Source organism: Microcystis sp. LE19-10.1B, assembly GCF_027530565.1.
In the GTDB taxonomy this organism is placed as follows: Bacteria; Cyanobacteriota; Cyanobacteriia; order Cyanobacteriales; family Microcystaceae; genus Microcystis; species Microcystis aeruginosa.
In genome coordinates, this window is record NZ_JAPZQM010000193.1 from 1 (window position 1) to 12,948 (window position 12,948).

General features: G+C 46.9%; 9 protein-coding genes and 1 pseudogene. 7 read left to right on the forward strand and 3 right to left on the reverse strand.

Annotated elements, in window-relative coordinates:
* Positions 1 to 104: 104 nt before the first annotated feature.
* Positions 105 to 1,277, reverse strand: a complete 1,173-nt coding sequence (locus tag O9332_RS07090) for a cysteine desulfurase family protein (RefSeq protein WP_288024538.1) — start codon at positions 1,275 to 1,277, stop codon at positions 105 to 107.
* Positions 1,278 to 2,396: 1,119 nt separating this feature from the next.
* On the opposite strand from O9332_RS07090, the gene O9332_RS07095 reads away from it, so the two are divergent.
* From O9332_RS07095 to O9332_RS07115, 5 genes are all read left to right on the forward strand, one after another.
* Positions 2,397 to 3,719, forward strand: coding sequence for a CmpA/NrtA family ABC transporter substrate-binding protein (locus O9332_RS07095; RefSeq protein ID WP_288024540.1), 1,323 nt, complete (start codon positions 2,397 to 2,399; stop codon positions 3,717 to 3,719).
* A gap of 196 nt (positions 3,720 to 3,915) precedes the next feature.
* Entirely contained in the window at positions 3,916 to 4,743 is an 828-nt protein-coding gene (gene ntrB / locus O9332_RS07100; RefSeq protein WP_004159451.1) for a nitrate ABC transporter permease, read from the forward strand.
* 168 nt (positions 4,744 to 4,911) lie between these two features.
* Complete coding sequence (locus tag O9332_RS07105; RefSeq protein WP_288024543.1) at positions 4,912 to 6,918, forward strand: ABC transporter ATP-binding/substrate-binding protein; 2,007 nt, start codon at positions 4,912 to 4,914, stop codon at positions 6,916 to 6,918.
* A 112-nt stretch (positions 6,919 to 7,030) separates the two neighbouring features.
* Positions 7,031 to 7,183 carry a hypothetical protein gene (locus O9332_RS07110; protein ID WP_288024555.1) on the forward strand — a complete coding sequence of 51 codons (153 nt, stop codon included), beginning with the start codon at positions 7,031 to 7,033 and terminating at the stop codon, positions 7,181 to 7,183.
* Positions 7,156 to 8,154, forward strand: a complete 999-nt coding sequence (locus O9332_RS07115) for an ABC transporter ATP-binding protein (RefSeq protein WP_004159459.1) — start codon at positions 7,156 to 7,158, stop codon at positions 8,152 to 8,154. The genes O9332_RS07110 and O9332_RS07115 overlap by 28 nt, the downstream gene beginning before the upstream one ends.
* 401 nt (positions 8,155 to 8,555) lie before the next feature.
* On the opposite strand, the gene O9332_RS07120 is transcribed toward O9332_RS07115, so the two are convergent.
* Together O9332_RS07120 and O9332_RS07125 are read right to left on the reverse strand one after the other, a co-directional pair.
* A complete protein-coding gene (locus tag O9332_RS07120; protein ID WP_288024548.1) occupies positions 8,556 to 9,815 on the reverse strand; it encodes an L-lactate MFS transporter in 1,260 nt (419 codons plus the stop codon).
* Positions 9,816 to 9,985: 170 nt separating this feature from the next.
* Positions 9,986 to 10,585, reverse strand: coding sequence for a peroxiredoxin (locus O9332_RS07125; protein ID WP_002735961.1), 600 nt, complete (start codon positions 10,583 to 10,585; stop codon positions 9,986 to 9,988).
* 314 nt (positions 10,586 to 10,899) lie between these two features.
* Here O9332_RS07125 and O9332_RS07130 point away from each other — a divergent pair, with 314 nt between their 5' ends.
* Both O9332_RS07130 and O9332_RS07135 read left to right on the forward strand, forming a co-directional pair.
* The gene (locus O9332_RS07130) at positions 10,900 to 11,367 is read left to right on the forward strand and encodes a helix-turn-helix domain-containing protein (RefSeq protein ID WP_002757467.1); all 468 of its coding nucleotides are present in this window, start codon (positions 10,900 to 10,902) and stop codon (positions 11,365 to 11,367) included.
* A gap of 7 nt (positions 11,368 to 11,374) precedes the next feature.
* Positions 11,375 to 12,814, forward strand: a pseudogene (locus O9332_RS07135) (cysteine peptidase family C39 domain-containing protein); the annotation flags it as partial.
* Between the last annotated feature and the right edge of the window lie 134 nt (positions 12,815 to 12,948).

The window sequence follows — 12,948 nt, forward strand, 5'->3', positions numbered from 1 at the left end:
AGGCCGAATTTGAATTCTTTTCTGAACAAAACCCCCTACTATCTGTTGTCAAGGTTCAGTTTTTAGCTTGGTTATCGCTTTTTCCATTGTAGCTTAAAGCCGTCCTAAAAGGACGGGGTTTTAACCCAAATTTTCGATAAACAGCGATCGATCACTTGTTTTAATACTAGAGCCGTCCAATCGATATCGGCCGCGCTGGTGTCCCTTCCCAGGGTTAAACGAATTCCCGCTAATGCTTCTCGATCGCTGTAGCCCATAGCTTTTAAAATTGGACTGGGGGAAAGTTTGCCACTATGACAGGCGGCTCCAGAACTAATACCGATTCCTGCTAAATTAAGCTGACGAACTAGCTGTTTTCCCGTGATGTGACTGTTATCGTCTGGACGGACAATAAAGCTGACGTGGTGGGGTAAACGATAGAATCGGTCTCCCGTGGGTAGCAGATAAGGATAATCAGCTAAGAGGTCAAATAATCGATCTCGCAAGGCCATTAAACGCATTTTTTCGCTAATTAAGTCTTTTTGGGCTAATTCGGCCGCTAAACCAAAAGATGCGATCGCTGGCACAGATTGGGTTCCCGATCGCAGACCTTTTTCCTGACCACCGCCCCGCAGTAATGGTAAAATATCGACACCCGCTCTGATGTATAAAGCTCCCGATCCTTGCATTCCATAAATTTTATGGCTAGAAAGAGATAATAAATCTACGGGCAGTTTCCGCACATCAATATCGCATCTTGCCGCCACCTGCACCGCATCGGTGTGAAAAAGAACTCCCCTTTCCCTGGCAATGCTGCCCAATTCTTCAATCGGTTGTAGGGTTCCCACCTCACTTTGTCCGTAAATAATGGAAATTAAGACCGTATCGCTTTGAATTGCGGCTTTTAGGTCTAAAGGATTCACCCTACCTTGACGATTGACGGGAAGACGAGTAATTTGCCAACCTTGCTGCTCTAATTGTTTACAGGGTTCAGCGATCGCCGAATGTTCCACACTAGAAATAATTATATGACGGGGGCGGTTATACTGTTGAGCAACCCCGATAATCGCTAAATTATCGGCTTCTGTGCCGCCAGAAGTGAAGATAATCTGGTCTGGATTGGCATTAATTAACCCTGCTACCTGTTCTCTAGCCATTTCGATGACTGTCGCCGTATCCTGTCCCCAACTGTGTAAACTGGAGGGATTACCCCAATGATGCCGCAGAATAGTGGCAACCCGATCGATTACTTGGGGATGAGTGGGGGTAGTGGCACTATAGTCAAGATAAATTTGCATTATTTTACAATCTGAGAAATGAGAGCCAAGGACAAGCAGCTATTTTCAGTTTAGCGGCTTAGGTTTAACACTCGATCGATTGTCGGGGCAGTTAAATCTTCCCCTGTCAAAAAACAGAGATGCCGGTTAAAGCATCCCCACAGAGTCGATTTTACCTCTCTTGTGTCAATCTCGGCAGCAGACCAGCAAAAGTCATCCCAAAGACAGAGCAAATATCGTCAACAATCAAAGTCATAAAACCGTTCTAAAAGCCTAGTAAACCCGAAAGATAGTCAGGAACGGGGAAACTTTGAGCCATCTTAAAATGAAATGAAAACAGATAAAACGCTGTAGAATAATTGAAGGTTATTTAAGAGATTTTTTCGGCCCTTTCCTGAATCCCAGACAGCCAGTTTTTGATAAGAGTCTGGGATAGGTGCGACAGAAGGATTAAAAGTATCGTGATCAAGACCAACGATCAAATAGGCACAGATGACTAACTGCCACTATTGACAATATTCCTAAGCATCTAATCAAGGGGAAACATCGATCGATAATAATATGCTTTCGCCCTTGGCAAGTTCCAAAGCATAACAGAGATTGTCTCAAGCTGGTCGCGTCGCTAATACTTGCGGCGATTTTTCAGTCATCGGTAAACATTAACCAGTAATCAGTGAACGGCAAACTCAAATCTGATAACTGAGTCAAGATAGCTAAAAAAAACCCATCGCTCTACCATGCGTTTCAGACAAATTTTTATGCTCTTATTACATGACTGACAATATTTTGTAACAATCTATACTATCTTTCCCGTTGAAGACTGTAAATTTAAGTTAATTGCTTCGGTGATAACCCTGAAATAAAGTGATCTTTCTAGCCCAGATGACTAAAAACCGCCCCTATCTATCGACTCCTCAAAACTGTTATGCTTCTAGAAAAAATCTCTTAGACAAAAACTACTGCTAAATCTCCCCAGATGGAGAAGCAAAAGCGATCGAGAGATAAAAATAGTTAAAGCCTCCTTACTGAATCAACAGTTACTTGCAAGAAATCTTCTCGGTTATCACCGCGGGGGAAATAATGAGAATTTTTCACCGTTTCATCACCTTTGTTTAGTTTCTAATCACGATTTTTTAGTCCATGAGTAAACTTTCCAGACGTAGATTTATCTTCACTGCCGGGGCAACTGCCGTAGGAACAGCAATTCTCCACGGTTGCGCCACTCCCAATAATACCGCGACCAGTCCCTCCCCGGCCGGCAGTCCTGCCGCTTCCCCCGTTGTCAGTGGAGAAACCCCCGAAGTCACCACCGCTAAACTAGGTTTTATTGCCCTCACCGACGCTGCCCCCTTAATTATCGCCAAAGAAAAAGGTTTATTCGCTAAACACGGGATGCCCGATGTACAGGTGATGAAACAAGCCTCTTGGGCTGCAACCCGGGATAACCTCGAATTAGGTTCGGCGGGTAACGGTATCGACGGGGCGCATATTTTATCCCCCATGCCCTACCTAATGACCTTGGGCAAAATCACCAAACAGCCAGTACCGATGTATATTCTGGCGCGTTTGAATACCAATGGTCAAGCGATTTCTGTGGCTAACGAATACATGGATCTAAAGGTTGCCCTCGATAGCGGTGTACTGAAAGAATCCTTCGCTAAAGCTAAATCTGCGGGCAAAGAAGTTAAAGCCGCCGTCACTTTCCCCGGTGGTACTCACGATCTCTGGATGCGCTATTGGTTAGCCGCCGGTGGCATCGATCCGAATAAAGATCTATCCCTAATTGTTGTTCCTCCGGCACAAATGGTGGCTAACATGAAAGTCGGCACGATGCAAGCTTTCTGTGTGGGGGAACCTTGGAACGCCCAATTAGTTAACAAAAAACTCGGTTATTCGGCCTTGATTACTGGGGAACTGTGGAAGGATCACCCTGAAAAAGCCTTCGCTTTACGCGCCGATTGGGTGGATAAAAATCCCAAAGCGGCAAAAGCTTTAACCATGGCTGTTCTGGAGGCGCAGCAATGGTGCAACGATCCCGCTAATGTTAAGGAAATGTGCGAGATTATTTCAGGACGGGAATGGCTGAAAATTGACCCCGCCGATATCTTGGGAAGAATGCAAGGTAATATCGATTTCGGTGATGGTCGCAAAATCGAAAATAGCCCCGTAGCCATGAAATTCTGGGCTGATAACGCTTCCTATCCCTACAAGAGTCATGATACTTGGTTTGTGACTGAAGACATCCGTTGGGGCTATATTCCCGCCGATACAGACATCAAAGCTTTAGTTGATAAAGTTAACCGGGAAGATATCTGGAGGGAAGCCGCTAAAGCCCTCAATGTTCCGGCTGATCAAATTCCCACCTCTACCTCTCGCGGTGTGGAAACTTTCTTTGATGGCGTTACTTTTGACCCCGAAAATCCCCAAGCCTACCTCGATTCCCTCAAGATCAAGAAGATTTAAATCAGTGATCACTAATCAGTAATCAGTAACCCGTCAACAGTTAAAGATGATTTGCTGATAACTGGTAATTAATAACTGATAACTGAAATTCTTGCGGAGCAAGCCAAGATAAAAGCTGATCACTGAACCACTGAACCACTGAACCACTCATAACTCAACCACTGATAACTCAACCACTGATAACTGATAACTGATTATGGCTGTTTCTATTTCTCGTCGTTCTCAAGGTCAAAAATGGTTAAAAGACCTGCAAAAAAAATTACCCAAACTAGCAACTTCGGCGATTGCTTTATTAATTTTCCTCGTCATCTGGCAAATACTCTGTTTTAGTCCCGATGCCCCCCTTCCTAGTCCCACCAAAGTGGTTAGCGATACCTGGGAATTAATTATCAATCCCTTTTTCAATAATGGTGGCACGGATGTGGGGTTATTCTGGCAAATTTTCGCTAGTTTACAACGGGTGGCCGTCGGTTTTACCCTTGCCGCTATTGTCGGCATCGCCGTAGGAATTTTAATCGGTAGCAGCGCCCTAATTTATGATGCGATCGATCCGATTTTTCAAATCCTGCGTACCGTTCCCCCCCTAGCTTGGCTACCCATCTCCCTAGCGGCTTTTCGTAATAACGAACCTAGTGCCATATTTGTAATTTTTATTACAGCAATTTGGCCAATTATTATTAACACGGCCGTGGGAGTACAGCAGGTTCCCCAAGACTATAAAAACGTCTCTAGAGTGTTGAAATTATCCAAAGTTGAATACTTTTTCAATATTCTTTTTCCCGCCACCGTTCCCTACGTTTTCACCGGATTAAGAATCGGTATCGGTTTATCTTGGTTGGCAATTGTAGCGGCGGAAATGCTGATCGGTGGCGTGGGAATTGGCTTCTTTATCTGGGATGCTTGGAATAGTTCCATGATCAGTGAAATTATCCTCGCTCTGATTTATGTGGGTATTGTTGGTTTCCTACTCGATCGCCTCATGGCCTACATCGCTAAATTAGTTGTACCCGAAGAAAATAAATAGGGTTTGCGGCAAAAAGTTTTTCGGTGGGGGCAGGGTGTGGGGTGTGGGGTGTGGGGAGCTTTTTAAGTAAACAGTAAACAGTAAACTAAAAACTCACATCTGATAACTGACAACTGATAACTGATAACTGATAACTGATAACTGATAACTGATAACTGATAACTGAAAATGTCTGCATTTATTGAAGTCGATCACATTGATAAAGTTTTCCCTCTCCCCGATGGCCGTCAATATATTGCCCTGAAAAATATCGATCTCAGCGTTACTCAAGGGGAATTTATCTCTTTAATCGGTCATTCCGGTTGCGGGAAATCCACCCTCTTAAATATGGTCGCTGGACTCGATCGCCCGACGGTGGGAGGGGTGATTTTAGAGGGAAAAGAAATTAAAGGTCCCGGTCCCGATCGCATGGTGGTCTTCCAGAATTATTCTCTGCTGCCTTGGTTAACCGTCCGAGAAAATATCGCCCTAGGAGTTAACCGCGTGCTGCGTCATCTACCGGCTGCTGAACGCAAAAGTGTCATCGAACATAGTATCGATATGGTACACCTGCGCCATGCGGCCAACAAACGACCGGGAGAATTATCGGGAGGCATGAAACAAAGGGTAGCGATCGCCCGCGCTCTAGCCCTACGGCCGAAAGTCCTGCTACTCGATGAACCCTTTGGGGCGCTGGATGCGTTAACCAGAGGCAATTTACAGGAACGTTTGATGGAAATCGTCGAAGAAAGCCACGTTACCTGTATCATGGTCACGCACGATGTGGATGAGGCCCTATTACTATCCGATCGAGTGGTGATGTTAACCACCGGTCCGGAGGCCCATATCGGTCAGATTCTCGATGTTCCCATTCCCCGGCCCCGGCATCGTTTAGAAGTAGTTAACCATCCCAGTTACTACTCCCTCCGTAACGAGATCGTTTATTTCCTCAACCAACAGAAGCGATCGAAGAAAGTCGGTCAACCCACCGGGCCGGTGACGGTGATCGGCCAAGCTACCCGACTGAAAACCAATCCCACCATCGGTTTTATCCCCCTCACCGATTGCGCTCCGATTATTATCGCCAAAGAGAAAGGTTTCTTCGCCGAGGAAGGATTAGAGGATGTTATCCTGCAACGGGAACCCAACTGGAAAGCGCTCGCCCAAGGAGTGGCCACCGGTCGTCTCGATGCGGCCCAGATGGTGGCGGGAATGCCCCTCAGCATGACCATTGGGGCCGGCAATAAGCCCTCTGTCCCCGTGATTAGTGCTTTGGTACTCAGTCGCAACGGTAACGCCATCACCCTCAGCAATAAATACAGGGAATTGGGGGTAGAAAAACTCGAGGACTTAAAGGATGCCCTCCAGCAAAGTCCCGATAAAATCGCCACTTTCGGCATGGTTCACCCTGCCTCCATGCACAATCTGCTGTTACGCTACTGGTTAGCTAGTGGCGGCATCGATCCCGATAGTGATGTGAATTTAACCGTAATTCCGCCGCCTCAGATGGTTTCCCTGCTAAAAGCGGGTAAGATCGACGGTTATTGTGTGGGGGAACCCTGGAACTCCTACGCCGTTCAGGAAAAATTAGGCTACGTTATCGCCACCGATCTTGATATTTGGCCCGGACACCAGGAAAAAGTCCTCGGAGTCAAGGAAACTTGGGCAGCGAAACATCCCGAAACCCATATCCCCATGGTGAAAGCTTTAATTAAAGCCTGCGAATACTGCGATGATCAGCGTAATCGAGAACATATCGTTAATATTCTCAGTCAGCCCCAGTATGTGGGTGTGGATAGGGCGATTATCCGCCCTGGTTTCCTCGATGGTTATGATCGCGGTTTAGGAACTGCCCCCGAACCCCTATTCCGATTTAATCAGTTTTACGTCGATCAAGCTAACTGTCCAGGCCGCAGTGAGGCCCTATGGACCCTAACTCAGCTTGCCCGTTGGGGTTACGCGCCTTTCCCTCGCAACTGGGTGGAAGTGATTGAACGCGTCCGTCGTCCCGATCTATTTGGCGAAGCTTGCAGGTCCCTGGGCCTTCCCGATTTGGAACCCAATCGCCACAGTTTTGCCCTCTTTGATCATCTTATTTTCAATCCCGACGATCCGATCGGCTATCTGGAACGTTTTTCGATCCGTCGCGATTATCGCGTCTCGGAAGTTCTCCTCGATGATCCCGTCGCTAATTAAGGTTGGCTGAATAAATCTAAAAACCTTGTTGGGTAAAACTTTTAGACTTTTGCGGGAGTGATCGGGGGGAAAATTCAGGGACTTTTTCCCTGAAAATTAGGTAATTGACCAGATGAAAATCTCTAAAACCCTACACCCCACACCCCACACCCCACCCCCCACGAAACACTTTTTCAGCAGACCCGAATTAATAGTTGTGGTGGGCAAAGCCCACCTTAAAATAAATCTAGGACGAATATGCAAACTTTTACCGATAAGACCGTGAATTCCAGCACCACCACCCAGCCTTTTTTATTAGTTAGTAATGTTGCCAAAGAATACCCCTCTCCCGAAGGGGTTTACACCGTTTTAGACGGTGTGGAGCTGCAAGTCAATGAGGGGGAATTTGTCTGCATTATCGGTCACTCCGGCTGCGGTAAATCGACTCTTTTAAATATGGTGGCGGGGTTTTCTTCTCCTAGTCGTGGGCAAGTGCTGCTACAGGATAAAGAGGTTAAGGAACCGGGACCGGACCGGATGATGGTATTCCAAAATTATTCGCTTTTGCCCTGGAAAACTGCCTTTGAGAACGTTTATATCGGGGTTAGTTCGGTTTATCCCCAAAAATCTCACGCTGAGAAGGTGAGGATCGTGGAAGAAAATCTATCCCTAGTGGGATTGACAGAAGCAGCCCAGAAAAAACCCCCCCAATTATCGGGAGGCATGAAACAACGGGTTGCGATCGCCCGCGCCCTGGCCATTCGTCCCCAAGTCCTCATCCTCGATGAACCGTTTGGGGCCCTGGATGCGATTACTAAAGAGGAATTACAGGAAGAATTGCTGAAAATCTGGCAAGAACACCAGTTAACGGTGTTGATGATTACCCACGATATCGATGAGGCTTTGTTCTTGTGCGATCGCTTGGTGATGATGACCAACGGCCCAAGCGCTAAAATCGGTGAGGTGTTAAAGATGCCTTTTGCCCGTCCCCGGGTTCGTTCCCAAATTACCGAGGATCCCCGTTACTACGAACTTCGCAATGAAGCTCTCGATTTCCTCTACAATCGTTTTGCCCATTCGGAGGATCCCAACGAGGATGCCCCCGAAGAACCCCGCACAGAAAATCTCCTGGGTAAAATTGTTACTACTATTGGTGGCATAGCCTTACTCGCTTTTGTCGGTTTTAGTCTAATACAAATGTTCACTAGCAAGACTCCCAATACCGCTAATCCGGCTACCATAGAGGCCCCCAGATAGGTAGGGTTTGCTGAAAAAGTTTGTCGTGGGGGCAGGGTGTGGGGTGTAGGGTTTTACCGATTTTGAGGTAGAACGTAGGTTGGGTTGAAGCATGAAACCCAACGCCCGCATAGTTTACGCTACCGCTAACCCATCCTACAAATATAGCGGTTCTCACACCTGTGTGGCACAGTTAAACCTTTGCTAATGAGGGCTGGCTGAATAAATCTAAAAACCTTGCTGGATAAGACTTTTAGCCTTTTTTGAAATCCAAAAGTACCAGATATGGGAGTGATCAGGGGGAAATTCAGCTACTTTTTCCCTGAAAATTAGGTAATTGACCCCCTCAAAATCGGTAAAACCCCACACCCTACACCCTACACCCTACACCCTGCCCCTAGGAAAAACTTTTTCAGCAGACCCTAGCTAGGATTTGATAAATGCGATCGCTCTCTTTTCAGTAAGGCACTAGCGAGAAAAATACCCAGTATTGCCAATACAGCCATGGCATAAAAAGCATAAGTGTAAGTACCGAACCAATCGCGAATTCTACCGGTTACTAAAGTTCCGATCAAAGCACCAACACCGTAGGCAGTAAAAACAATACCGTAATTTTGGGCGTAGTGGTCAGGATTAAAGAAGTGGAGAGTGGTAGCGGGAGCTAGGGCTAACCATCCCCCTAAACAGAACCAAAATAGACAAAAAGCCACTAGATAGCTAGTAACTGCCCCTTTTTCGGCCTTGACCATCAACAGACAACCAATCAAAATGAGTGTATAGGCCCCGATCGCTAAATAATGGGGTTTCCAGCGATCGCTCAACCAACCGAACAAAGGACGACTAATACCATTAAACAAGGCAAATAGAGCAACACTACTAGCCGCTAACCCCGGCTCGATCTGGATAATTTCCTCAGCCACAGGACTAGAAATACCGATGGCGCTCAAGCCAATTAAAGCACCAATAGCATAGCAAAGCCATAAACCATAAAATGAGCGACTTTTCAGCATATTCACCGGATAATTGGCCTGAAAGTCGGATTTTCGATTAGCTAAATTTGCGGGGGGTTGCCAGTCTTGAGGGGGTAACTTCATTGTGATCGCAATAATCACAATAATTATTGTAAAGATAATCCCCAAAAATCTTAAACTTGGTCTAACGCTATATTCATTGATCAATCGATTGGCTAAAGGTGCGGTAATCAGGGGAGAAAGGCCAAATCCGATGATAGTTAAACCCACCGCTAAACCTTTTTTGTCGGGAAACCAGCGCGCCACCACTGCCATGGGAACACCGTAAGCGATGCCGACTCCTGTGCCGGCAATGACTCCGTAGGTCAGAATAATTGTCTGGATCTGAGCGGCAAAACTAGCGAGAATATAGCCTAAACCGACGATAATTCCGCCGAGAGCGGTCATCCTGCGAGTACCTACCCGGGGGATAAAAAAACCGGCAATCGGCATAGAAGCGGCATAAAATACTAAAGCCACAGTGTAGGGTAATAGGCTTTCCGTGGCGCTGAGATTTAACTCTGTTTCTAGGGGTTTTCTAAAGATACTCCAAGAGTACACCGTCCCTAAACAGAGTAAAACGCCCATTCCTAGAGGTATTAATAACCATCTACCTTTGGCCGCGGGTAATCCCAAAACTGTCAACTCGGAATCATAATTACTGTTAGTCATAGATCGCCGTGACTCTTTCTAGACTTGTCTGGCCAGTATTCTAGATGAGGTCATGGCTAATGGGGCCAATTTTCCAGAAAATTTTCCGATTAAAATGAGGGGCGAATTATTTCGCCCCCCTTTAAAAGTTTCCCCCCATCTATAGCGGAGGGACTTCTGACCACCTTTAACTAAACTGCTGCGAAGTAAACTTTTGACTTCACAGGGTCGGGAACCATGGTAGCATCCCCTTCTTGCCAACCGGCGGGACAAACTTCATCCGGATGGGATTGGACGTATTGAATCGCTTTCAGAGTGCGGAGGGTTTCATCGACACTGCGACCAAAGGAAAGATTATTAATAGTAGCGTGTTGGATAACACCTTCTTTATCGATGATAAAGAGACCGCGCAGGGATACCCCCGCATCAGGATCAAGAACATTGTAAGCGGTGCTGATTTCTTTTTTTAGATCCGACACCAACGGATAGGCCACATCACCGACACCGCCGGATTTTCTCTCGGTTTGAATCCATGCTAGGTGAGCAAATTCGCTATCGACGGACACCCCTAAAATCTCGGTGTTGATGCTGGCAAATTCGCTAACTCGATCGCTGAAAGCGGTAATTTCCGTGGGGCAAACAAAGGTAAAATCGAGGGGATAGAAGAATAAAACGACGTATTTACCCCGATAATCCGATAATTTGATGGTTTTGAACTCTTGATCGAAAACGGCGGTCGCGGTGAAATCCGGCGCCGCTTGTCCGACTCTTAAGCAACCTTCGGCGGTCATACTTTTAATCTCCTTAATCTAGTTTCTGGGAAAATGCAACTATTTTTACATTCCTTAACAACTATATCATAGTCATAACGATTTTGAGTAGTTGGCCGTTAGTTGGGGATTGGGAAGGTTATATCGGGCGAGAGAAAAAGAATTTAATAGACTCCGTAATATTCACTTTTGCAGCCGAAATAATAATTTAAGGACAGCGAAAGAGATCGTCACCCGGGGAATTCAGCCCATTGTACAACTTAGTACAACTTTCTTGCCTCAACGCTCCGACCTGCTGCTGTCTGCTTTTACTTATAGTTGCAAAGGCTATGTCAATGTCATCAAGCACCGGTAAATATCTATCCTCATCCCAACGTCAGCAACTTCTCGAAATCTCAACAGAACCGAATATCTCTGATGTTGATCGCAAACGGATTCAAATCATTCTTTTCGCTGACGAGGGCAAATCCCAGAACGAGATCCGTAAGCTTCTCGATTGTACTGCCGCCACCGCTAGTAAATGGATACTGATCGCCGAGAGTGGCAAGATCGATCGCTGGCAAAAATACCGCCGCGGTCGCCCTTCAAAAGTTGATCAACCTTACCTCGATCGCCTGAGGGAACTGATTAGTAAATCCCCCCGGGATTTCGGCTATTCCTTTAAGCGATGGTCGGGAGTTTGGTTAGCGCGGCATCTAGAGAAGGAATTCGGGGTTGCACTCACCCCCACCCACATCAATCGCCTCCGCAAACAGCTACAGCCGCTCCGCATCGTCGATCTTTCTCCTTCAGCCAAAGCTTAAAACAACTATGCTCGATACTCACAGCCTCGTCAATCCCTGGCCGGAATTCCTGTCCGAAACCCAGTGGCGGAGTCTCCAGAAAACGGCGATCGCCCTCTCTCCCGAAGCAGGTACACTGCCCGTACAGTCGGGGTTATACCTAGTCGTTGGCGGCAAAGTTCGGATAGCGAACTCGCAGCAAAAAGAGATGATTGCGCTCAAAACCGGCGAATTTTTCGGGGAATTCTCCCTCTTTCCCCGATCGGGTTTTCTTCCCTACTCGGTTCGAGTCTCGGCGAAGGCGGAACTACTTCTTATCCCCGAGTCCGCCCTGAGGCCGATCCTGAAAAAACACCCCGCCCTGAAAAAAACCTTACTACAACGGGCGCGGGAAATTGAGCAACTTCTTGGGACGAAGACAGAAGAAACGGACAAAAAAAGCGATCGAGCCTATTTCCCCTCTCCGGCGCAGCGGTTAGGTCACTGGATCGGGCAATCCCTCCGCCGTTATCCCTTCTTCGAGCAACAGTCCGCCTCCGATTGCGGGGCGGCCGGTTTAGTCATGATCGCCCGTTATCACGGCAAAAGAATCAGCGTCAACCGTTTACGAGAAATGGCCAACGTCAACCGCGACGGAGCATCCCTGAAGGGACTGATCACCGCGGCGGAAAATATCGGCCTCTCCACCCGTCCGGTAAAAGCGACTCTAGAGGGATTAGGGAAACAGCCCCTACCTGCGATCGCTCACTGGGAAGGCAAACACTTCGTTGTTATCTGGAAAATTACCCCCAAACAGGTGATTATTGGCGATCCAGCGATCGGGCAATTAACCCTAAGTCGTGCCGAATTCGCCAGTAAATGGACGGGATTCACCCTGCTGCTCCAACCGAACCAGAAATTCCGGGACACGAAAGAGGATAAAACCTCTCTCTGGCAGTTTTATCGCTTACTGGAACCCCATTGGTTCGTACTGCTGGAAATTTTCGTCGCCTCGCTTTTTATCCAGATATTCGGCTTAATTACGCCGATTTTCACCCAGTTAATCCTCGATCGGGTAATCGTGCAGGGGTCCTTAACTACCCTTTGGGCGATGGGGATCGGTGCGCTAATTTTCGGGGTTTTTCGGGTGGCAATTACTGGTTTACGCGCCTATCTCCTCGATCACACCGCTAATCGCATCGATACGGCATTAATCACCGGTTTTATCCGCCATACCCTCAGCCTTCCCCTCGGTTATTTCGAGTCCCGCTATGTGGGCGATATTATTTCCCGCGTCGGGGAAAATCGCAAGATTCAGCGTTTTCTCTCTGGGGAAGCTCTCTCGATTTTACTTGACTTATTAACGGTTTTCGTGTATGTGGCGGTGATGTTCCGCTATAGCTGGCAATTAGCCCTCATCAGTTTAGCGATCGTGCCACCGTTCCTTCTGCTGGCGTTAATTTCTACCCCTTTTCTGCAGCGAATAAGCTAAAACGCACTTAAACCACCTAAAATAGAAATAGTAACTTGAGAAAAATCCTACTTATGCCAGCCAAAGATTTCCTAGACTTAGAAGAAAAGAAAAACTTACAAAAAGCTCTTAAAGAAGAAGAAAGAGCAGAG

Excerpts from the sequence above, each read along its gene's own strand:
- O9332_RS07090 (WP_288024538.1), bottom strand. The coding sequence starts at position 1,277 with ATGCAAATTTATCTTGACTATAGTGCCACTACCCCCACTCATCCCCAA.
- O9332_RS07095 (WP_288024540.1), top strand. The coding sequence starts at position 2,397 with ATGAGTAAACTTTCCAGACGTAGATTTATCTTCACTGCCGGGGCAACT.
- ntrB (WP_004159451.1), top strand. The coding sequence starts at position 3,916 with ATGGCTGTTTCTATTTCTCGTCGTTCTCAAGGTCAAAAATGGTTAAAA.
- O9332_RS07105 (WP_288024543.1), top strand. The coding sequence starts at position 4,912 with ATGTCTGCATTTATTGAAGTCGATCACATTGATAAAGTTTTCCCTCTC.
- O9332_RS07110 (WP_288024555.1), top strand. The coding sequence starts at position 7,031 with ATGAAAATCTCTAAAACCCTACACCCCACACCCCACACCCCACCCCCC.
- O9332_RS07115 (WP_004159459.1), top strand. The coding sequence starts at position 7,156 with ATGCAAACTTTTACCGATAAGACCGTGAATTCCAGCACCACCACCCAG.
- O9332_RS07120 (WP_288024548.1), bottom strand. The coding sequence starts at position 9,815 with ATGACTAACAGTAATTATGATTCCGAGTTGACAGTTTTGGGATTACCC.
- O9332_RS07125 (WP_002735961.1), bottom strand. The coding sequence starts at position 10,585 with ATGACCGCCGAAGGTTGCTTAAGAGTCGGACAAGCGGCGCCGGATTTC.
- O9332_RS07130 (WP_002757467.1), top strand. The coding sequence starts at position 10,900 with ATGTCATCAAGCACCGGTAAATATCTATCCTCATCCCAACGTCAGCAA.